Below are 20,887 nucleotides of genomic sequence, written 5' to 3'. Positions count from 1 at the left end.
TTAAAATAATAAAAAAGCTTGGAGCTTCCTATGAAAAAATTAAAAAAAGGCGACCATATTCGCATTGTCAGCCCGTCATCTTCTATCGAAAGAGTTGGTGGTTTTGAGGCCAATCTTGCCGCCAAGGAAAAACTAGAAAATCTGGGCTTCAAACTCTCTTTCTCAGAACATTATTTTGAAAATGATATGTTCGATTCGGCTCCGATTGCCAGTCGTGTTGCGGACTTGGAAGCAGCCTTTGCGGATGAGTCGGTCGATGCCATTTTGACAACCATTGGTGGTTTCAACTGCAATGAGCTATTACCTTATTTGAATTTTGACATAATTGCCCGCAATCCAAAGATTTTCTGTGGTTATTCGGACACAACTGCCCTGCTCAATGCCATCTATGCCAAAACAGGTATACAGACTTACATGGGACCATTCTATAGCAGCTTTAAGATGCGTGAGGGACAAGATTACCAGACTCAGGCCTGGCTCAAGGCTGTGACACAAGACTCCTTTGACTTGACCCCGAGTCCAGAATGGTCTAGCGACGCTTGGTACCTACCAGACGCCCCTCGCACCTTTTACCCAACAGAATGGAAAGTCTACAATCCAGGCCAGGCCTCTGGTATTGCCATTGGTGGAAATATCTCAACCTACTGACTGGAACAGAGTTTGCTCCCAGACCAGACGAATATATTCTATTTTTAGAGGAGGCGGAAGACGACGATTATCTCATTATCGCTCGTCACTTGACTGCACTTTTACAAGCCTATCCAAATCCACAGGCTCTTGTCTTCGGTCGTTTTCCTAAAGAGACCAAGATGACGGAGGAGATTTTGCTGGCGATTTTGGACAAGCACCCTACTCTCAAAACCAGCCCTGTTCTCTATGATTTGGACTTTGCCCATACCCAGCCTCTGTTTACCATTCGGATTGGCGAGCATGTTGAACTTGATGCGGAAGCATTTACTATCAGATTCAGCTAAAAAGGATTGACCCGCAAAGGTCAATCCTCTTTTATTATTCATTTACGCAATTATTTTGTTTTAATTTGCAGGGGCGTACACGAGGTTGCGTAGGTTGCTTAATAAAACCAGCCGGTAAATTTTCTCTCGCTTCTACCAACATCAGCGAATGATACCGCTGCAAATATTCATCGCATTCCTCGCACCAATGCTGGTCTGATTCATCCCAAAAAGCCACCATCGTTCCATTCTTACTTTTCTTCATTGGAAAATCCTCTGATAGCCGTACCCACTCTTTTTGAAAGGCATTCAGTGCATCCTCATAGCGATCAAAAGCAGCCCTACTGGTAACATCCTCTTCCCAACCATCTAAGAACCACCAGGGTTCAAAATCTCCATACATTTTAATAACTTGATACATAATATTACTTCCTTTTTCGTACACATTATATCGAAATTGTATGATTTAAGAAAACATTCTGCTTGTTAATTCCTTATCAAGTCATATATATGGTTTCTTTCCGAATATCAAAAACACATCCCTCAAAGAGAGAGATGTGCCATCTTAATTTATTCAGTTACAGCTTCAAGCTCTGCTTCTGCAGCAAGCTCTTCTGCTACTGTGTCTTCAATGATTTCAACTTCATTGATGGCTTGTGGTTCAAGATTACGGTAGCGGGCCATACCTGTACCTGCTGGGATAATCTTACCGATGATAACGTTCTCTTTAAGACCGAGAAGGTTGTCACGTTTACCACGAATAGCTGCATCTGTAAGAACGCGAGTTGTTTCTTGGAAGGATGCGGCAGACAAGAATGAGTTGGTTTCAAGGGAAGCCTTCGTGATACCCATAAGAACTGGACGAGCTGTTGCCGGAATACCACCCGCAATAACCACTTCCGCATTGGCATCTGTAAAGTCTGTGATATCCATGAGGGTACCCATGAGAAGATCTGTGTCACCTGGATCCATGACACGAACTTTACGAAGCATTTGACGAACCATTACCTCGATGTGCTTGTCGCCGATTTCTACACCCTGGCTACGGTAAACTTTTTGAACTTCAGAAAGAAGGTAAGTTTCAACCGCCAAGACATCACGGACTTCAAGCAAGCGTTTTGGTTGGATAGAACCTTCGGTAAGGGCTGCTCCACGCGCGACTTGGTCCCCAACTTCAACCTTCATACGGGCTGTAAATGGAACCACATATTCGCCTTCGCCAGTTTTACCTTTAACAAAGACTTTCTTGGTACGAGTAGAAGCATCTTCTTCAATAGCGATAACTTCACCTTTAACCTCAGTGATAACCGCTTCCCCTTTCGGGTTACGGGCTTCAAAGATCTCTTGGACACGAGGAAGACCCTGCGTAATATCGCTGTTTGAGGCTACACCACCCGTGTGGAAGGTACGCATTGTAAGCTGTGTACCAGGCTCACCGATCGATTGGGCAGCGATTGTACCAACTGCTTCACCCACTTCAACCGCATCACCTGTCGCCAAGTTGATACCATAACAATGACGGCAGACACCGTGACGAGTGTTACATGTAAATACGCTACGGATGGTTACTTGTTCAACACCTGCATTGACAATTTCACGGGCAATATCTTCCGTAATCAATTGGTTTGGACCAATGATAACGGCACCCGTTTCAGGATGTTTAACAGTTTTCTTAGTGTAACGACCTTGCAAACGCTCTTCAAGTGGCTCGATCATTTCCTTGCCATCTGTGATTGAACGGATGTCAAGACCACGGTCTGTTCCACAGTCGTCTTCACGGATAATAACGTCTTGGGCAACGTCAACCAAACGACGAGTCAAGTAACCTGAGTCGGCTGTCTTCAAGGCCGTATCCGTCATACCCTTACGGGCACCGTGAGTTGAGAAGAACATTTCCAATACTGAAAGACCTTCACGGAAGTTAGACAAGATTGGCAATTCCATGATACGTCCGTTCGGAGCTGACATCAGACCACGCATACCGGCCAACTGGGAGAAGTTGGAGATGTTACCACGGGCACCAGAGTCCATCATCATAACGATTGGGTTCTTAGGATCTTGTTTTTCAACCAGGCGTTTTTCCAATTTTTCCTTAGCTGAACGCCATTCATCTGTAACAGCTGCATAGCGCTCATCGTCAGTAATCATACCACGACGGAATTGTTTCTTGATTTGTTCTACACGTTCGTGAGATTCTTCAATGATTTCAGCCTTGTTGTCGATAACTGGGATATCGGCAATACCCACTGTCAAACCAGCGAGTGTTGAGTGATAATAACCCAAGTCTTTCAAACGGTCAAGAAGGGCTGATGTTTCAGTTGTACGGAAACGCTTGAAGATTTCAGCGATGATGTTACCAAGATTTTTCTTCTTGAATGGTGGGTTGATTGGCAATTCTGCAATGGCAGCCTTAATATCTGATCCTGGTTCCAAGAAGTATTTATCAGGAGTTCCTTCTGTCAAGTTAGCATTGTTTGGCTCTTGCAAGTATGGAAGACCTTCTGGCATAATTGCGTTGAACAAGATTTTTCCGACAGTTGTCATCATGACCTTGTGTTTTTGGTTGTCTTTCCAAGGTTTATCGAGGCTATCTGTTGCGATACCAACACGAGTATGCAAGTGAACATAGCCATTGCGGTAAGCCATAACAGCCTCATCCGCATCCTTGAAGACCATACCTTCACCTTCACGACCAGCATCTTCCATGGTCAAGTAGTAGTTACCCAAAACCATATCCTGAGATGGTGTTACGACAGGTTTACCATCTTTAGGGTTAAGGATGTGTTCTGCCGCAAGCATAAGGATACGTGCTTCTGCTTGTGCTTCTTCTGACAATGGAACGTGAATCGCCATCTGGTCACCGTCAAAGTCGGCGTTGTAGGCTTCACAGACAAGCGGGTGCAAACGAAGGGCTTTACCGTCGATTAGAACTGGCTCAAAAGCCTGGATACCCAAACGGTGAAGGGTAGGTGCGCGGTTCAAAAGAACTGGGTGTTCTTTGATCACTTCTTCCAAGATATCCCAAATACGATCATCACCACGCTCAATCAAACGTTTTGCAGCTTTTACGTTTCCAGCAATATCACGGGCAACGATTTCGCGCATGACAAACGGTTTGAAGAGCTCGATAGCCATTTCACGTGGTACACCACATTGGTACATTTTAAGAGTTGGACCAACGGCGATAACGGAACGGCCTGAGAAGTCAACACGCTTACCAAGCAAGTTTTGACGGAATCGTCCTTGCTTACCTTTAAGCATGTGGCTGAGTGATTTAAGTGGACGGCTACCTGGTCCTGTAATTGGACGACCACGGCGACCGTTGTCAATCAAAGCATCCACAGCTTCTTGGAGCATCCGTTTTTCGTTTTGTACGATGATACCTGGAGCATTAAGTTCCAAGAGACGAGCCAAACGGTTGTTACGGTTGATAACACGGCGGTAGAGTTCGTTCAAGTCAGATGCGGCAAAACGGCCACCATCCAACTGAACCATCGGACGCAAATCTGGTGGAATAACTGGAAGGATATTGAGAATCATCCACTCAGGCTTGTTACCAGATTTATAGAAAGCATCCAATACATCCAAGCGGCGAACTGCTTTAATGCGTTTTTGACCAGAAGCTGTTTTCAATTCTTCTTTCAAAGCTGCGATTTCTTTTGGAAGATCGACTTGTTTCAAGAGGTCTTGGATCGCTTCTGCACCCATTTTGGCAACGAATGAACCATAACCATATTCACGCAAACGCTCACGGTATTCGCGCTCTGTCATGATTGACTTGTGCTCAAGCGGTGTATCTTTCGGATCGATCACCACGTAAGCTGCGAAGTAGATAACTTCCTCAAGCGCACGTGGGCTCATATCCAAGGTCAAGCCCATACGACTTGGAATACCTTTGAAATACCAAATGTGTGAAATTGGTGCTTTCAACTCAATGTGTCCCATACGTTCACGACGTACTTTTGCACGAGTCACTTCTACACCACAGCGGTCACAAGTAATCCCTTTATAACGGATACGCTTGTATTTACCACATGAACACTCCCAGTCTTTTGTTGGACCGAAGATGACTTCGTCAAAAAGTCCATCACGTTCTGGTTTAAGTGTACGATAGTTGATTGTTTCAGGTTTTTTAACCTCACCGTAAGACCATGAACGAACCTTACTTGGTGAAGCTAACGTGATTTGCATACTTTTAAATCGATTTACGTCAACCACTAATAATCCCTTTCTTTTCTTGTGAGAGGATGGATTCCCATACCTCAAATTCTTGAACAATAATCAGCAGAATGGATAGCTGGTAAGCTATTTTTCTATAAATCAGACGGTGGAAGACCGTTGGCCCTTATCTCTTTCAGTTCTGAGGTTTGGACCAACTTGTTCCATCCATTCTAATTATTCTTTGCCTTCTGCTTCTTCTGCTGCAAAGGCTGCGGCTGCGTCAGCTGCGGCTTTTGCACGTGCTTTTTCAAGATCATCTACGTGGATGATGTCATCATCTTCACCTTCATCAAGGTCACGCAATTCTACTTCGTTGTTGTCTTCATCAAGGACACGCATATCTAAACCAAGTGATTGCAATTCTTTGACAAGAACGCGGAATGATTCTGGAACACCTGGTTTTGGAATTGGTTTACCTTTGGTGATGGCTTCATAGGCTTTCAGACGGCCTGTCACATCATCTGACTTGTAAGTCAAGATTTCTTGAAGGACGTTTGAAGCACCGTAGGCTTCAAGGGCCCAAACCTCCATCTCACCGAAACGCTGACCACCAAACTGAGCCTTACCTCCGAGCGGCTGTTGGGTAACGAGTGAGTATGGTCCGACTGAGCGGGCGTGAAGTTTATCATCAACCATGTGGTGAAGCTTGATCATGTACATGACACCAACAGATACACGGTTGTCAAATGGTTCACCTGTACGTCCATCGTAAAGAATGGTCTTGGCATCTGAGTCCATACCTGCTTCTTTAACAGTTGACCAGAGGTCTTCTGAACTTGCACCATCGAAAACTGGTGTTGCGATATGGATGCCCAAGTTGCGAGCCGCCATACCCAAGTGAAGTTCCATAACCTGACCGATGTTCATACGTGATGGCACCCCGAGTGGGTTCAACATGATGTCAACTGGTGTTCCATCTGGAAGATATGGCATATCCTCAACAGGTACAATACGTGAAACGACACCCTTGTTACCGTGACGACCGGCCATCTTATCTCCGACCTTGATCTTACGTTTTTGAGCGATGTAAACACGAACCAACATGTTAACACCTGATTGCAATTCATCACCGTTGGCACGAGTAAAGATTTTCACATCACGAACGACACCATCGGCACCGTGAGGTACACGAAGAGAGGTATCACGTACTTCACGTGACTTGTCACCGAAGATTGCGTGCAAGAGACGCTCTTCAGCAGAAAGATCTTTTTCACCTTTTGGTGTGACTTTACCAACAAGAATGTCGCCCTCTTTAACTTCGGCACCAATACGGATAATCCCCATTTCGTCCAAGTTGCGAAGGGCATCTTCACCAACGTTTGGAATTTCGCGAGTGATTTCTTCAGGGCCTAACTTAGTATCACGTGTTTCTGATTCGTATTCTTCCAAGTGAACAGATGTATAGACATCATCTTTCACAAGGCGTTCAGACATGATAACCGCATCCTCGAAGTTGTAACCTTCCCACGTCATGTAGGCAACGATAGGGTTTTGACCAAGAGCCATTTCCCCATTTTCCATAGAAGGTCCATCTGCGATGAAGTCGCCTTTTTCTACGATGTCGCCCAATTTTACAAGGGTACGTTGGTTGTAGGCAGTACCCGAGTTTGAACGACGGAATTTAGAAATGTGGTAGACATCAAGCGAGCCATCTTCACGACGCACTTCTACCTTGTCCGCATCTGCGTAAACAACCTTACCATCGTGTTGAGCGATAATTGCCGCACCTGAGTCGTGAGCAGCCTGGTATTCCATACCAGTACCAACGTAAGGTGCTTTTGGATCAATCAATGGAACAGCCTGACGTTGCATGTTGGCACCCATGAGGGCACGGTTGGAGTCATCGTTTTCCAAGAAAGGAATACATGCTGTCGCAACGGCAACTACCTGCTTAGGTGAAACGTCCATGAAATCTGCTGAATCTGCTGGGAACTCTTGGTTGTTACCTTGGTGACGTCCCATAACAATCTTATCAACGAAACGGTTGTTTTCATCAAGTGGCGATGTTGATTGGGCTACAATATAAGCATCTTCTTCATCGGCTGTCAACCAAACGATCTCATTTGTAACTGTACCAGTTGCACGGTCAATCTTGCGGTATGGTGTTTGGATGAAGCCATACTTGTTGAGGTGACCATAAGAAGACAAGTTGTTGATCAAACCGATGTTTGGTCCCTCAGGCGTTTCAATCGGACACATACGACCATAGTGAGTGTAGTGAACGTCTCGAACCTCATAACCAGCACGGTCACGAGTCAAACCACCAGGTCCCAAGGCTGACAAACGGCGTTTGTGAGACAACTCAGAAAGTGGGTTGTGTTGGTCCATGAACTGTGACAACTGAGATGAACCAAAGAATTCTTTGATTGCGGCTGTAACAGGACGGATATTGATGATTTGTTGTGGCGTCAATACTTCATTGTCTTGAACAGACATACGCTCACGCAAGTTACGTTCCATACGAGTCAAACCGATACGTACTTGGTTAGCAAGCAATTCACCAACGGCACGAATACGACGGTTACCCAAGTGGTCAATATCATCTACACGACCAAGACCCTCAGCCAAGTTGAGGAAGTAGCTCATTTCAGCCAAGATGTCCGCAGGTGTTACTGTACGTACGTTTTCTGCAGGATTAGCATTACCAATCACCGTCACAACACGTTCTGGATCCTTAGGAGCTACAATCTTGAATTTCTGCAAAAGAACTGGCTCAAGAAGAACAGCATTGTCATTTGGAATGTATTCTACCAAGTTGAGCTCATCGAATTGTGCTTCTACTTTTTCAAGCACGTCACGGCTCAAGACAGTACCAGCTTCCAAGACAATTTCGCCTGTCTCACCGTTAATCACATGCTCAGCAAGTGTTTGGTTGAGCAAACGAGTACGAAGGTTGAGTTTTTTATTAATCTTATAACGACCAACAGGTGCCAAGTCGTAACGACGTGGGTCAAAGAAACGAGCTGTCAAAAGACTACGAGAGCTTTCAGCTGTCTTTGGTTCACCTGGACGAAGGCGCTCATAGATTTCCTTAAGCGCTTCATCCGTACGAGAATCTGCTGGGTTTTTATGAATATCTTTTTCGATGGTATTGCGAACCAATTCGCTATCACCGAAGATGTCAAAGATTTCATCATCGCCTGAGAAACCAAGCGCACGAACAAGCGTTGTGAACGGAATCTTACGCGTACGGTCAATACGAGTGTAGGCAATGTCTTTTGAGTCTGTTTCCAATTCCAGCCAAGCTCCACGGTTAGGAATAACCGTTGATCCATAACCTACTTTACCATTCTTATCTACTTTATCATTGAAGTAGACACCTGGTGAACGAACCAACTGAGAAACGATGATACGCTCTGCACCGTTGATGATGAAGGTACCCATTTCAGTCATGATTGGAAACTCACCGAAGAAGACTTCTTGTGTCTTGATCTCGCCAGTTTCTTTATTCACCAGACGGAAAGTTACATAAATTGGAGCTGAGTAGTTCGCATCATGCGCACGCGCCTCTTCCAATGTGTATTTAGGCTCTTTCAATTCATAACCAACGAATTCCAATTCCATGGTATCCGTAAAGTTTGAAACTGGAAGTACATCTTCAAAGACTTCTTTCAAACCGTAATCTAAAAAGTCTTGGAAAGAGTCCGTTTGAATTTCAATCAAATTTGGTAAATCAAGAACTTCCTTGATTCTTGAAAAACTACGACGGGTACGGTGCTTACCGTACTGAACTTCATGTCCTGCCAAAAGTTTTCTCCTTTGTAATAAGATACGAGACCGTGAAAACCAAAGTGAGAATAAGCGGTAAGTCCGAAATCTTTGATTTCGTTAACGCACCCTCGTCAGAACGACTAGGGCTTTCTAGACAGAATGTCGAAGAAAGACCAGACGTTTACGACGTTGGGAGTGACAAACCAAAGTAAATATTTCATACACTTTTTCACACAGGTTTTAGGTCGAGTTCAATTAAAGATACGAGGGCGTTTAACACTCCAAAAGAAAATAAGCGGTAAGTCCGAAATCTTTGATTTCGTTGACGCACCCTCGTCAGAACGACTAGGACTTTCTAGACAGAATGTCGAAGAAGGTTCAGACGTTTACGACGCCAAGGGGTAAACAAAGTCAAAGTTCTACAGGAGTGTAGCCCGAGTTCAATTATATACAGCCATGTGATGACCAACATTCATCCTTTTTCTGAATTTTTAGAATCTTTAAGAATAGGTAACAATTCTCAAAAAAATTCCTCATAGACACAAAAAGAGCAGCTAAATCTTCCTTTGAAAAAGTTTGATTTAACTGCTGCAAGCCTTGTTTGGACAATATTTCAAACAAGACACACGACAAATAATTTATACCATTATAGCACAAGTACTAGGAAAAATCAAGGTGAATCATTATTCGCTTGCTCACTAGTTGCTGTTTGCGTTTCTGATGACTGGTTCGTGTTATTAGCTGAAGAACTCGTGCTACTCCGAGTCGAACTGCTTCGTTGGGTTGAGCTACTTGATGTTGCCGTTTGGGAGCCGATAATTGTATTCCAAGCCTGTGCTCGATCACTATCTGTCCCCCCAACCATGAAGTTATAGCTCGTTACCGGTGCACCATTTTTAGCCCAATAACTAGTTGTCATCGCACCGCCAACTGTTACTTGGCGCCCATTTACCTGTGTTGTCCCTGCACGTTGACCTGTAGAAGCAACGACGCTAGAAGCAATAACACTACTGTCTAATTCAAATTTTCCTGCGAACATATCCGCATTAACATTGTAAAGCGCATCAACCATATGGGCCACATATTGTGAATTATTGTGGTAGCCTGTCCAGACATACATTTCTGAGTTATCATCATTCCCAGCCCAGGTACCTAAAGTTACTCTAGGGGTTGATAGCATGAGCCACACGTCATTGACTTCATTACTTGTTCCCGTCTTACCGACGAAATCAGATGATGCTGCCTGTGGGTTTAAACCACTCAATCGACTCTTGAACGTCGTAGTATAACCAGAGTTGACAACCTGTCTCAAAAGCTGGTTCATAATACTTGCAGTTGCTTTAGAATAGACTTGAACCGGAGTCGCTTCATGCTGATACACTACTGTTCCATCAGAGGCAGTAATGCTTTCAACAATGTAATGTTTGTTATAAACGCCACCATTTGCCAAAGTTTGATAGGCATTGGTATTTGTCAATACTGAAATTTCAACACCACCACCCAACGGTACACTTTCAATATCGTACATAGGAATATGATAATTCATTTTATCCATGTACGCTTTGGCATCTACACCTGCATTTCTCATCATCTTATAGGTCCAAAAAGCAGGAATGTTAACAGAACGGTCAATAGCCGTCTGTAAGTTCATCATACCAGTACCACGTCCTGAACCATACATAATCGGTTGTCCACTTGAAAAGTTCGTTGGATAATCTGAAAGGATGCTGGCAGAACCTATCAAACCTTGATCAATCGCAATACCGTAAGCTAACAGAGGCTTGATGGTTGACGCTGGCGAACGAAGGGTATCAAAGGCATGGTTATTTTGGTTGGTTGCATAGTCGCGACCACCCACAAATCCTAAAATGGCCCCTGTGGCATTATCAATTAACACACTACCTGTCTCGACATATTCGTTTCCATCATCCAAAACAGATCCATAGTTTGCCACAACAGACTGCATCGCCGCATAGATTTTTTGATCAACGGTACTCTTAATCGTGTAGCCACCTTGGCTCAATTCTTGCTTGGCCAACTCCTCATAGGATGCCTTTGTTTCATCATTTTTCAAGTCATTTTTAGAAACCTTGTCACGTTTCACCAGGTAATCAAACATAACCTCTTGCGCTTCTTCCATGACCTTGTAATAGAGATAATCTTTCGTATCCGCCATTACAGGAGCTGGAGCAATAAAATCTTGTTTAATATCGTAGGCTTTATAGGTTTCGTATTCTTCCTTGGTCAAGAATGACGCCCGATACATATTAAAGAGAACATCTTGATAGCGTTCAATACCGTAAACCATATCTTCATCTGATTTACGTGTTCCATCTGATGCATAGGGAGAATAAACAATCGGACTTTGCGGTAAGCCTGCAATAAAAGCAGCCTGAGGAACAGTCAAGTCTTTCGCTGGTTTACCAAAAATTCCCTGAGCCGCAGCTTCTACCCCTGCAATATTTCGTCCCTGATTATTTCGACCAAATGGAGAAACATTTAAGTAAATGGTTAAAATCTCTTCCTTGGTCATATTCCGCTCTAATGCCAAAGCCGAAACAATCTCATTAGCCTTACGCGTAAAGGTTGGAGCATCTCCGACAAGTTGCTGTTTTATCAATTGCTGCGTCAAGGTTGAACCACCGCTAGATGAACCTAGACCAACTGATCCCAGTGCCGCACGCAAAACAGCCTTAGGCACAACCCCATTGTGGGTTTCAAATGTTTCATCCTCTGTCGCAATTACAGCCTGTTTTAGATAATTAGAGACCTCTTCCGAAGTAATAGGTACACGAAGCAGATCTGAATTAACTTCCGACACCAAGCTACCATCCGAATAGGTAACGGTGGAAATCCGACTAACTTCTGAAACCTTCGCTACCAGTTCCTCTGTTTTGGGAATCTTAACGTCATCAAAAAGACTAACCACGAAACCAATTCCTATACCCGCACCAAAAAGACCGAATAGGAACACCAAGACAGCTACTGAATTGAATAATAATTTCAGCGTCCGAAGGAAAACTCCTACTACATCCCCTAAGCCTAGGGCACTGATTTTCTTTTTAAAATCTTGCTTATCTGATTTAGTCGCCATATTAACTCCTTATCGTTCCATTATACCAAATTTTGTTTATTTTCCGCAATTTCGTGGTATAATAGGGAGGAATTTTTTAAAATGAAGTTCGGTCCAAAAATCATATAAAATGGTTTATGGTCCTGTATATTAAACCTAAAGGAGACAGCCCACATGAACATTTTTGAAGAACTAAAAGCTCGTGGCTTGGTCTTTCAAACGACAGACGAAGAAGCCTTGGTAAAAGCATTGACAGAAGGACAGGTTTCTTATTACACAGGATACGATCCAACAGCAGATAGTTTACACTTGGGGCACTTGGTTGCTATCTTAACTAGCCGTCGCTTGCAGTTAGCAGGCCACAAGCCTTATGCCCTAGTTGGCGGTGCAACTGGTCTGATTGGCGACCCTTCCTTCAAGGATGCGGAGCGCAGCTTGCAAACCAAAGACACCGTGGACGGCTGGGTAACAAAAATCCAAGGTCAGCTCTCTCGCTTCTTGGATTTTGAAAATGGTGACAACAAGGCTGAAATGGTCAACAACTACGACTGGTTCTCAGACATCAGCTTTATCGACTTCCTTCGTGATGTTGGTAAATACTACACGGTCAACTACATGATGAGCAAAGACTCTGTAAAAAAACGGATTGAAACAGGGATTTCCTACACCGAGTTTGCCTACCAAATCATGCAGGGCTATGACTTCTACGAGCTCAATGACAAGCACAATGTGACCCTACAAATCGGTGGTTCTGACCAGTGGGGCAATATGACTGCAGGTACTGAATTGCTTCGCCGCAAGGCTGACAAGTCTGGTCACGTGATGACTGTGCCACTTATCACCGACTCAACAGGTAAGAAATTTGGTAAGTCTGAAGGCAACGCCGTTTGGTTGGATGCCGACAAGACTTCTCCGTATGAAATGTACCAATTCTGGCTCAATGTCATGGACGACGATGCCGTTCGTTTCTTGAAAATCTTTACTTTCTTGTCATTAGATGAGATTGCTGAAATCGAGAAACAATTTGACGCTGCCCGTCATGAACGCCTGGCTCAGAAGATTTTGGCCAAGGAAGTCGTGACATTGGTCCACGGTGAAGAAGCCTATAACCAAGCCCTTAACATCACCGAGCAATTGTTTGCTGGCAATATCAAAAACCTATCCGCAAAAGAACTCAAACAAGGCCTCAGCAACGTTCCAAACTACGCTGTACAGGCTGAAGACAACCTTAACATCGTGGAACTTCTAGTTACCTCTGGTATTGTCAATTCAAAACGCCAAGCTCGTGAAGATGTACAAAATGGTGCCATTTATGTCAATGGTGAGCGTGTGCAAGACTTGGACTATACCCTTTCTGACAGTGACAAGATTGACGGCGAGTTAACCGTTATCCGTCGTGGGAAGAAGAAGTATTCTGTGTTGACTTATTAAGATTTTTCAAGGAAATCCACCATGATTTCCTTTTGTTCTATCAATAGGAGAACAGCTATGACCTGTATTTTTTGCCATCAGATTGAAGAAATAGATATTCTCTACCAGACAGAATATTTCAAGGTGGTCTGGGACATTGACCCTATTCAAACTGGGCATCTGTTGATTATCAGCAAAGACCACTATGACACACTCAGTCAAGTCCCACCTACTATTCGCTATGAACTATCGGACTTGGAAGTATTTTTGACTGAAAAACTCTGTCAAACATTGGCAATTGACGGTGTGACCACAGCCTGCAACGATCGCTTGTTTAATGCTGGCACCCATTTCCATGTCCACCTAATTCCACGCTTTCGATCAGACGGCTTCTGGGACCAAATTTCACTTGCACAAGCGCAACTAGACCTGACTCATTTTCTCAAAGCATTATAAAAAGCAGCCCGACGGCTGCTTTTTCGCTTATACCAACTCTTCCACTTCATAGATAGTATCTTCCAGCACCTCTTGGTACCGTTCCAAGTCATAGGCCACAGAGGTTGCCACCTCCGCCAACTGCTCTTCCAGCTGGATTTTCACCTCTTCCACCCCATCCAAGTCCAAGAGGTGATTGGTCACATGCTTGACACAGTTTTGGCACGATAAGTTTTTCAATTTCAAAGTTTGCTTCATGTTCTTTCTCCTTTTTTATACTCAATGAAAATCAGATTCAGACTAGCTTCAAAGGTTCGGGGAACCTTTGAAGGTTGGAAATAAAGCGAACGTCTTCGTTTCTCCAAGAGCAGATAGAACCCTACTACTTTCGCATTTTCAGGTAGTAGGCTGTAAAGCTCCACAGGAGCTTTACACTCATCAAGTCAAGTCAACAACGTCTGAGGTTGATTTTCGAAGAGTATGATGATGCCCGCAGGTACATTGCCCAGCCAAGCACCGACAAGCGATTTGCTCAGGTGCAGTCCTTTGTAACTGCGAGATTTTGCTGGCCAGATTTTCTAGGCTTTTTTTGGAAAATGTCCCTGTGTCTAGCAGTTTTTCAACCAGTTGCCCCTGTTTTGTGGAACATATGGCAGCTAGTAAGAGCTCCACCTGCCCCTGCAAATGTTCCTCTTCACTAATCAGCGGATAATAGTGGTACTTGCTAGTTTCCTTAGCCATTCTCAAATAGTTTTTCTTCCGCAGCCGCCCTAAAAGTGTCTTAATAGTCGTCGCCTGCCAATCAAAGCCTTCCTGCAAGGCCTGAATAATTTCCTGAGAAGTCGCACCAGGATGGGCCCACAGAACCCGCATGACCTGCCACTCCGCAGCAGAAATTGTCTGCTCCACACATTCACCTCCCAACAATAATTTTCTAACTTCAGTTTACATTTGTAGTCAAAAATTGTCAAGAAGAAAGACTGAACACCTTGCCCAGTCTTCTCATTATTCTTAGTGAGCCAGCATCTCCTGACCAATTTCCAAACCAGTCAAACCAACAGGGTAGTATGTCGGCCAGTTTTCCAACTCTTCCAAGAGTTTTTCTTGGCTCTCTCCACCAAAATAGATATGGAAGTGACCTGTTTTAACAGGGGCGATATTGTGGTCGCTAAATTGAACATACTTATAGTTACCAGCATTTGCATCAGTTGCTTCAAACAAGAAACGAACACCACGATTTCCTTTTTTGTAGGTCAAAATCTTATAACCCACATACTTATACGTGAATTTTTCTTTCTTATCTCCCACTACAAATTCCATGGTATTATCTGTAATGTTAATTTGATCAACATCTGTTTTGTAGCCAGTATCGTAATAAGTCTTGTACTCTTCAGCTGTCATACCACCTTTGATCTTAGCCTTGTAATCCCAGACCTGATCTAGTGTACCATCAAGCAAGTATGGATAAACAGATTGCCACTCACCTGCATAATCTGAAAGAGTACGATCTTTTACGGCACTATCTTCAAAATAACCGTTATAAACAGTTTGCGCAGTCTCAGCACCTTCTTCTGGCAAAATTTCAGAACCTTCTTGGGAAGTTGTTTTTTCAAGGGCAATCAGATTATCTTCCATAACAGAAATATAATCCTTACCATTTTTCATATCCTCATCCGTCAAACTTTCAAGAGGATTAAGAACGTCCAACTGAACCCCAGTCTCTTTGGCAAGTGTTTCTGCAACAGATTTTGACGCATTTTCTTCAAAATAGATATACTTAATACCATATTTATTAATATACTCTGTCAATTCTGCTAGACGTGATGGAGTTGGATCCTCATCTGCAGCAACACCTGTAATAGAAACTTGTTTCAAACCATAGTCCAAAGCCAAATATGCAAATGCAGTATGCTGTGTAACAAAGTATTTCTGTTTCGCAGCAGATAATGTTTCAGAATATTTAGCATCCAAAGCATCTAATTTCTCAATATAGGCTGCCGCATTTGTTTCAAAAGCATCTTTCTTTTCTGGGTATTTAGCTACCAAACTATCACGAATATTTTCTACAAGTGTGATGGCACGCTCAGGAGACAACCATACATGCGGGTCATAAGCATGGCTATGCCCCTCCTCACTATGGTCGTGACCTTCATGTTCCTCCTCACCACCAGGCAAAAGCAACATCCCCTCCGTCGCACTAATCACATTAACCTTTGTTGTATCAAGTGATTTTTCAACATCATGGACCCATGTTTCCATATTTTCATTTTCATAAACAAAAGCATCTGCCTCTTGGATACGAGCAATATCTTTGGCTGACGGCTCATAACCATGAACCTCTGTCCCAGCCTTAACCAACAGATCAACATTTGCCTCATCACCTGCCACCTGCTTGGTGAACTCATAAACAGGATAAAAGGTCGTTACAATATTCAACTTCCCATCTTCAGAAGCTGTGCTATTGCCACAAGCACCCAAAAGCAAAGCTGAGACAGACAAGAATAATAAACCAACTTTTTTCATCTTAACTCCTTATTTTTTAAATTTTTGAACAACATTCACCAGTAAGAAAATACTAATGAAAATCAAGGTAATACTTGCACTCGCTGGGGTTTCTGCATAGTAAGAAGTCAGCAACCCCATAACCATTCCAAAAAAGCCAATACCCATCCCAGTAAAGATAACAGCTTTAAAGCTCTTACCAAGTCGCAATGCAATAGAAGCAGGCAAAACCATAATTGTTGAAACCAGCAAAGCACCTGCCGCAGGAATCATTAAGGCAATGGCGACACCAGTCACCACATTGAAGGCAATGGACATTGCTCGCACAGGTAACCCATCTACAAATGCCGTATCCTCGTCAAAGGTAAGAATATACATCGGACGTAAAAACAACAATGTCAGCACGATGACAATCACAGCAATCGTAAACAAAGCAATTACCTGCTCCTGACTAATCGTCACAATCGAACCAAACAGATATTGTTCCAGGCTAAGCCCTGATTTCCCACCAGATTTATTCATGACAATGAGCGAAATAGCCAAACCAGTCGACATGAGGATAGCCGTCCCAATTTCCATAAAATTCTTGTAAATTGTCCGCAAATACTCTAAAAATACAGCTGCCACAATAACGACAAGAACAGTCGAAAGCGTTGGTGAAATCCCCAATACCAAACCAAATGCAACCCCCGCCAACGAAACATGACTAAGAGTATCCGACATCAAACTTTGCCGCCTGAGTATCAAGAAGACCCCCAAAATGGGCGAGAACAGACTCATCGCAATGATTGCCAGGAAAGCACGCTGCATAAAGTCATAATGAAATACAGATAGATCAAACATGGGCAACCTCCTCATCCGCTTCATGAACATTGAAACAACGCCAAGGAGACTGCTGATCACGAACCAAGTGAATGTTTCGATCAGCATACTTATTCAGCTCATCAGGATCATGAGTTATCATCAAAACCGACTTTCCATGCTTCTTAGCCGAATGGTGCATGAGTTGGTAAAAAGCATCCTTGGTCCCTGCATCCATCCCTGTTGTCGGTTCATCCAGAATAAAAATATCTGGATCAGAGGCAAACATACGCGCAATGACCGCACGCTGCTTCTGCCCACCACTCAAAGCACCTAAGCGCTTATCCCGATGTTCCCACATTCCAACTGATTCCAAACTAATCCGAACATGTTCCTCATCATGAGCTGTCAAACGACGAAACCAACCTTGTCGAGGATAACGCCCTGATTTTACAAATTCGTAAACCGTGCTCGGAAAACCAGCATTAAAACTTGCAATTTGCTGAGGTAAATAGGCCATTCTCAACTTCTTCCCCTTTATACTCTTCTCAGCAATAGAAACCTTCCCTTGTTTGGGCTTCAATATCCCCAAAGTCGCCTTAATGAGGGTTGTCTTGGCTGCGCCATTCTCACCAGTCAAAGTCACAAATTCCCCACTATCAAGATAATAATGAATATGTTCTAAAACCGGTTCTTTGTCGTAGTAAAACGACAAGTCTTCCACAGTAATATATCTCATCTATTTTCTAATCTTCTCCACTAACTCACTTAAGAATCGAGCAATTGACTCCTGCTCTTCAAGACTATAATTTTCCAAAAGCTCTTCATAAGCTTCCAAGGTATGCGCGTGATGATGAGCATGCTCTGCAGCAATAGGCTTAGCAGCCTCAGTCAAACTAAAGCGAACAATACGAGCATCCTTATCATCTCTAACCGCCACCAATAACCCCTGAGCAACTAATGACTTTGTAGCCTTCGTGATCGCAGCCTGACTAACATTCAACTCCTTAGCAATCTCAGTATTAGTATATGCAGCCTTTTCAATAAGCATCAAAATATGCTCCTGCGTATTCGTCAACTTCACCGTGCTTTGACAAGAACCAACCAAAATCTCTAATTGATTCTCCGAACTCAAAACAATCTCGTGCAGGTACTTCTCAATTTCTAATGCAATACGATTCATAGGCATCCCCTTAACCTTTTAATTAACTTGTTAAGTATACCACATAGAAAACAAAAAAACAAGGAAAATATTTAAAAGCTAAATTCTCAAAGTAAGTACTAGTCTGACTCGAGAACTAGAAACTAGACTGAGACGAAAAAATAAGGTAGAACTTGAGAACAATAAAGTACATTTAGAATTAAAGAGTTTAGTTGAAAATGGTAAATAAAAATTACTCTTTACAGTCCTATTCTTTACAGATCTAAGACTTAGAGAAGCACTCGCACTAACATGGCAAGACATTGACCTTTCGAGCAATACAATTCATATCACAAAGTCTGTATACGTTAATAAAGGTATAAGCCACCCGTGGTGCTAGTTCATTTCAAAATAGCGTAAGTTATGAGCCAGAATAATTTGTTCAATTCGTAACTGTAGTCCAGCCAGCCCTCTAGCTAATGTCTGTTCGATGTCAGTGTTTCAAAGTAGTCCCATTACGATTACAAAAAATTCAATAGAAAAGCAGTACAAAAAAATTCTTGAACGTGATGCGGCTCTTAAAAAGATACGCATACATGATTTTAGGCACTCACACGCTTCTCTATTGATAAATCGAGGGGAAGATTATTTAGTTGTGAAAGAAAGGCTAGGACACGCTTTTATAACAACTTCAATCGATACCTATTCTCACTTGTATCCAAGCAAGCAAAAAGATTTAGCAGATAAATTAGATGACCTAATTTAAGGCTTTATATTTACAGTACTATCAAATAAAGGAATATGGAATTTATTATCCTCTAAAAATTTTGATACTTTCAACTTATCTTCAGCAGAGCATCTTTTACCAAACGTAATTGTCATATTACTGAATATAGTCGGATTTAAATCTAAATCAAAGTATTCTTTAGGTTTAACAGAAATAAAACTATTAATTATTTCAGTCAAATCTCCTTTATTTGCATTCATTAATTCCAAAACTAAATCTATTGGTAATGGAAAAATTTGAAAAGAAAATCTTTGCTCATTTTGAAAACTCCAATCAGTTGTCTTATAGATACCATTTGAAGCTAAATTAATAGTTGTGGATTTATCATCTGAAGAAACTACTCGAGGAGTGATCAATGAAATATCATCAGTATACCTTATTTGTTCCAAAGAAGGCACATATTTATTATTTGTAACTAATAAGCCTGATTTTAAAGGATGTAATGCATTTACCATATCAATTGGTTCAGAAGATTCAGATAAAGAAAATTTTTCCGTTAAAAAGACATCAGTTTCTTTGTCAAAACTAATTCCTATACACACTCCTGTCATATTATCAGAATACATTGTCCATTGTGGAATACTATTAGGAGTATCAGTCCAACAAGACACATACTTAAATCCACCTAGATTACCAAAGTCTGAAGTTGAAGGTTCTAATGGATCGTCAACATAAAGTAAACTTTTGAATCTCAATGTTTTATAATTTAATATCAGAAGCAATGTTTCAACTGTTGTATAATGATAAAGTGTCTTCATATAATGGCTCCTCCTCTTGCTTATATAACTTATTATACAACAAAACATTAAGTAATTTTTAGTAACTCAACTGAAAATTTTATAACCTCAAAACAAAAAGACAAGGCTTAGAAACCTTGTCTTTTAAACTATACCGGCGGCCGGGGTCGAACCGGCACGTCCTTGCGGACACTGGATTTTGAGTCCAGCGCGTCTGCCAATTCCGCCACGCCGGCATATAGTTGAACTGGGGTAGCTGGATTCGAACCAACGCATGAGGGAGTCAAAGTCCCTTGCCTTACCGCTTGGCGATACCCCAATATTAAAATAGGCGAGTGAGGGGAATCGAACCCCCGAATGTCAGAGCCACAATCTGATGTGTTAACCACTTCACCACACCCGCCATATAACACGGGCAGTAGGAATTGAACCCACACTGAAGGTTTTGGAGACCTTAGTTCTACCTTTAAACTATGCCCGTAAAGGTATGGAGAGAGAGGGATTCGAACCCCCGAACCCGAAGGAGCGGATTTACAGTCCGCCGCGTTTAGCCTCTTCGCTATCTCTCCGAAATATAATATTAAATTAATGGCGCGAGACGGAATCGAACCGCCGACACATGGAGCTTCAATCCATTGCTCTACCAACTGAGCTACCGAGCCAAATTCTTAAAGAAATTGCGGGAGCAGGATTTGAACCTACGACCTTCGGGTTATGAGCCCGACGAGCTACCTAGCTGCTCCATCCCGCGATAATAGTAAGGAGGATGTGGGATTCGAACCCACGCACGCTTTTATACGCCTGACGGTTTTCAAGACCGTTCCCTTCAGCCGGACTTGGGTAATCCTCCGAATAATATAGTCCGTACGGGATTCGAACCCGTGTTACCGCCGTGAAAAGGCGGTGTCTTAACCCCTTGACCAACGGACCATATAATGGGCACGAGTGGAATCGAACCACCGACCTCACGCTTATCAGGCGTGCGCTCTAACCATCTGAGCTACGCGCCCAAACCAAGTTTGGGTATGAACTATGTTCAAAGCGGGTGACGAGAATCGAACTCGCGACAACAGCTTGGAAGGCTGTAGTTTTACCACTAAACTACACCCGCTTATA

13 protein-coding genes, 11 tRNA genes and 4 pseudogenes are annotated in these 20,887 nt (G+C 42.8%); 5 read left to right on the top strand and 23 right to left on the bottom strand.

The annotated features are described in order from the left end of the window. Window positions 1-30 precede the first annotated feature (30 nt). A pseudogene (locus YYK_RS00735) lies at window positions 31-974 on the top strand (S66 family peptidase). 34 nt (window positions 975-1,008) lie between these two features. Here YYK_RS00735 and YYK_RS00730 read toward each other — a convergent pair. From YYK_RS00730 to pbp1b, 4 genes are all read right to left on the bottom strand, one after another. Further along, window positions 1,009-1,374, bottom strand: coding sequence for a DUF1033 family protein (locus YYK_RS00730; RefSeq protein ID WP_002936568.1), 366 nt, complete (start codon window positions 1,372-1,374; stop codon window positions 1,009-1,011). Between the two features lie 149 nt (window positions 1,375-1,523). Continuing rightward, complete coding sequence (gene rpoC / locus YYK_RS00725; protein ID WP_012774906.1) at window positions 1,524-5,171, bottom strand: DNA-directed RNA polymerase subunit beta'; 3,648 nt, start codon at window positions 5,169-5,171, stop codon at window positions 1,524-1,526. A gap of 177 nt (window positions 5,172-5,348) precedes the next feature. Beyond that, window positions 5,349-8,921 carry a DNA-directed RNA polymerase subunit beta gene (gene rpoB, locus YYK_RS00720; RefSeq protein ID WP_002936570.1) on the bottom strand — a complete coding sequence of 1,191 codons (3,573 nt, stop codon included), beginning with the start codon at window positions 8,919-8,921 and terminating at the stop codon, window positions 5,349-5,351. 634 nt (window positions 8,922-9,555) lie between these two features. Next, window positions 9,556-11,979: a penicillin-binding protein PBP1B gene (gene pbp1b / locus YYK_RS00715; RefSeq protein WP_011921713.1), complete on the bottom strand. Its 2,424-nt coding sequence runs from the start codon at window positions 11,977-11,979 to the stop codon at window positions 9,556-9,558. A gap of 153 nt (window positions 11,980-12,132) precedes the next feature. On the opposite strand from pbp1b, the gene tyrS reads away from it, so the two are divergent. After that, window positions 12,133-13,389: a tyrosine--tRNA ligase gene (gene tyrS, locus YYK_RS00710; protein WP_011922558.1), complete on the top strand. Its 1,257-nt coding sequence runs from the start codon at window positions 12,133-12,135 to the stop codon at window positions 13,387-13,389. 57 nt (window positions 13,390-13,446) lie between these two features. Beyond that, on the top strand, window positions 13,447-13,824 hold the full coding sequence (locus YYK_RS00705; protein WP_012774905.1) for an HIT family protein: 378 nt from the start codon (window positions 13,447-13,449) through the stop codon (window positions 13,822-13,824). Between the two features lie 27 nt (window positions 13,825-13,851). Here the strand turns inward: YYK_RS00705 and YYK_RS00700 are convergent, their stop codons facing one another. The 6 genes from YYK_RS00700 to YYK_RS00670 form a co-directional block, all read right to left on the bottom strand. Beyond that, window positions 13,852-14,061, bottom strand: a complete 210-nt coding sequence (locus YYK_RS00700; RefSeq protein ID WP_011921708.1) for a heavy-metal-associated domain-containing protein — start codon at window positions 14,059-14,061, stop codon at window positions 13,852-13,854. A 180-nt stretch (window positions 14,062-14,241) separates the two neighbouring features. Then, complete coding sequence (locus tag YYK_RS00690) at window positions 14,242-14,712, bottom strand: CopY/TcrY family copper transport repressor (RefSeq protein WP_014636197.1); 471 nt, start codon at window positions 14,710-14,712, stop codon at window positions 14,242-14,244. Window positions 14,713-14,814: 102 nt separating this feature from the next. Continuing rightward, window positions 14,815-16,326: a metal ABC transporter solute-binding protein, Zn/Mn family gene (locus tag YYK_RS00685; protein ID WP_011921705.1), complete on the bottom strand. Its 1,512-nt coding sequence runs from the start codon at window positions 16,324-16,326 to the stop codon at window positions 14,815-14,817. Between the two features lie 9 nt (window positions 16,327-16,335). Next, entirely contained in the window at window positions 16,336-17,148 is an 813-nt protein-coding gene (locus YYK_RS00680) for a metal ABC transporter permease (RefSeq protein WP_002936593.1), read from the bottom strand. After that, entirely contained in the window at window positions 17,141-17,845 is a 705-nt protein-coding gene (locus YYK_RS00675; RefSeq protein ID WP_002936595.1) for a metal ABC transporter ATP-binding protein, read from the bottom strand. The genes YYK_RS00680 and YYK_RS00675 overlap by 8 nt, the downstream gene beginning before the upstream one ends. Next, on the bottom strand, window positions 17,846-18,289 hold the full coding sequence (locus YYK_RS00670; RefSeq protein WP_012774904.1) for a zinc-dependent MarR family transcriptional regulator: 444 nt from the start codon (window positions 18,287-18,289) through the stop codon (window positions 17,846-17,848). It abuts the gene before it with no gap. 208 nt (window positions 18,290-18,497) lie between these two features. Between YYK_RS00670 and YYK_RS10510 the strand changes: the two are divergent. Continuing rightward, window positions 18,498-18,635, top strand: a pseudogene (locus YYK_RS10510) (site-specific integrase); the annotation flags it as partial. Window positions 18,636-18,643: 8 nt separating this feature from the next. On the opposite strand, the pseudogene YYK_RS10115 reads toward YYK_RS10510, so the two are convergent. Further along, window positions 18,644-18,742, bottom strand: a pseudogene (locus tag YYK_RS10115) (IS982 family transposase); the annotation flags it as partial. Here YYK_RS10115 and YYK_RS10110 point away from each other — a divergent pair. Then, window positions 18,741-19,013, top strand: a pseudogene (locus tag YYK_RS10110) (tyrosine-type recombinase/integrase); the annotation flags it as partial. The pseudogenes YYK_RS10115 and YYK_RS10110 overlap by 2 nt on opposite strands. On the opposite strand, the gene YYK_RS00660 reads toward YYK_RS10110, so the two are convergent. From YYK_RS00660 to YYK_RS00605, 12 genes are all read right to left on the bottom strand, one after another. Continuing rightward, window positions 19,010-19,792 (bottom strand): DUF2971 domain-containing protein, encoded by a 783-nt coding sequence (locus tag YYK_RS00660; RefSeq protein ID WP_014917174.1) that lies wholly within the window; start codon window positions 19,790-19,792, stop codon window positions 19,010-19,012. The pseudogene YYK_RS10110 and the gene YYK_RS00660 overlap by 4 nt on opposite strands. A gap of 131 nt (window positions 19,793-19,923) precedes the next feature. Further along, a tRNA-Leu gene (locus YYK_RS00655) sits at window positions 19,924-20,007 on the bottom strand. A gap of 11 nt (window positions 20,008-20,018) precedes the next feature. Next, window positions 20,019-20,090 (bottom strand) — tRNA-Gln (locus YYK_RS00650). Between the two features lie 11 nt (window positions 20,091-20,101). Continuing rightward, window positions 20,102-20,174, bottom strand: a tRNA-His gene (locus YYK_RS00645). 7 nt (window positions 20,175-20,181) lie between these two features. Beyond that, a tRNA-Trp gene (locus YYK_RS00640) sits at window positions 20,182-20,252 on the bottom strand. A 7-nt stretch (window positions 20,253-20,259) separates the two neighbouring features. Next, window positions 20,260-20,340, bottom strand: a tRNA-Tyr gene (locus YYK_RS00635). A 20-nt stretch (window positions 20,341-20,360) separates the two neighbouring features. Then, window positions 20,361-20,433, bottom strand: a tRNA-Phe gene (locus tag YYK_RS00630). Window positions 20,434-20,448: 15 nt separating this feature from the next. After that, window positions 20,449-20,522, bottom strand: a tRNA-Met gene (locus YYK_RS00625). Between the two features lie 9 nt (window positions 20,523-20,531). Then, window positions 20,532-20,621 (bottom strand) — tRNA-Ser (locus YYK_RS00620). 8 nt (window positions 20,622-20,629) lie between these two features. After that, window positions 20,630-20,701 (bottom strand) — tRNA-Glu (locus YYK_RS00615). Between the two features lie 6 nt (window positions 20,702-20,707). Further along, window positions 20,708-20,781: transfer RNA gene (locus YYK_RS00610), tRNA-Ile, on the bottom strand. 30 nt (window positions 20,782-20,811) lie between these two features. Continuing rightward, a tRNA-Gly gene (locus YYK_RS00605) sits at window positions 20,812-20,882 on the bottom strand. Window positions 20,883-20,887: the final 5 nt, after the last annotated feature.

It is taken from the genome of Streptococcus suis S735 (genome assembly GCF_000294495.1).
Lineage (GTDB): Bacteria > Bacillota > Bacilli > Lactobacillales > Streptococcaceae > Streptococcus > Streptococcus suis.
The sequence above is the reverse complement of the archived record's forward strand: the minus strand, read 5'-3'. Positions and strand labels throughout refer to the sequence as shown.

Bases quoted from the DNA above. Each gene is read 5' to 3' on its own strand.
- pbp1b (WP_011921713.1), bottom strand. From the start codon at position 11,979: ATGGCGACTAAATCAGATAAGCAAGATTTTAAAAAGAAAATCAGTGCC.
- YYK_RS00680 (WP_002936593.1), bottom strand. From the start codon at position 17,148: ATGTTTGATCTATCTGTATTTCATTATGACTTTATGCAGCGTGCTTTC.
- YYK_RS00705 (WP_012774905.1), top strand. From the start codon at position 13,447: ATGACCTGTATTTTTTGCCATCAGATTGAAGAAATAGATATTCTCTAC.
- YYK_RS00675 (WP_002936595.1), bottom strand. From the start codon at position 17,845: ATGAGATATATTACTGTGGAAGACTTGTCGTTTTACTACGACAAAGAA.
- YYK_RS00660 (WP_014917174.1), bottom strand. From the start codon at position 19,792: ATGAAGACACTTTATCATTATACAACAGTTGAAACATTGCTTCTGATA.
- YYK_RS00730 (WP_002936568.1), bottom strand. From the start codon at position 1,374: ATGTATCAAGTTATTAAAATGTATGGAGATTTTGAACCCTGGTGGTTC.
- tyrS (WP_011922558.1), top strand. From the start codon at position 12,133: ATGAACATTTTTGAAGAACTAAAAGCTCGTGGCTTGGTCTTTCAAACG.
- YYK_RS00685 (WP_011921705.1), bottom strand. From the start codon at position 16,326: ATGAAAAAAGTTGGTTTATTATTCTTGTCTGTCTCAGCTTTGCTTTTG.
- YYK_RS00670 (WP_012774904.1), bottom strand. From the start codon at position 18,289: ATGAATCGTATTGCATTAGAAATTGAGAAGTACCTGCACGAGATTGTT.
- YYK_RS00700 (WP_011921708.1), bottom strand. From the start codon at position 14,061: ATGAAGCAAACTTTGAAATTGAAAAACTTATCGTGCCAAAACTGTGTC.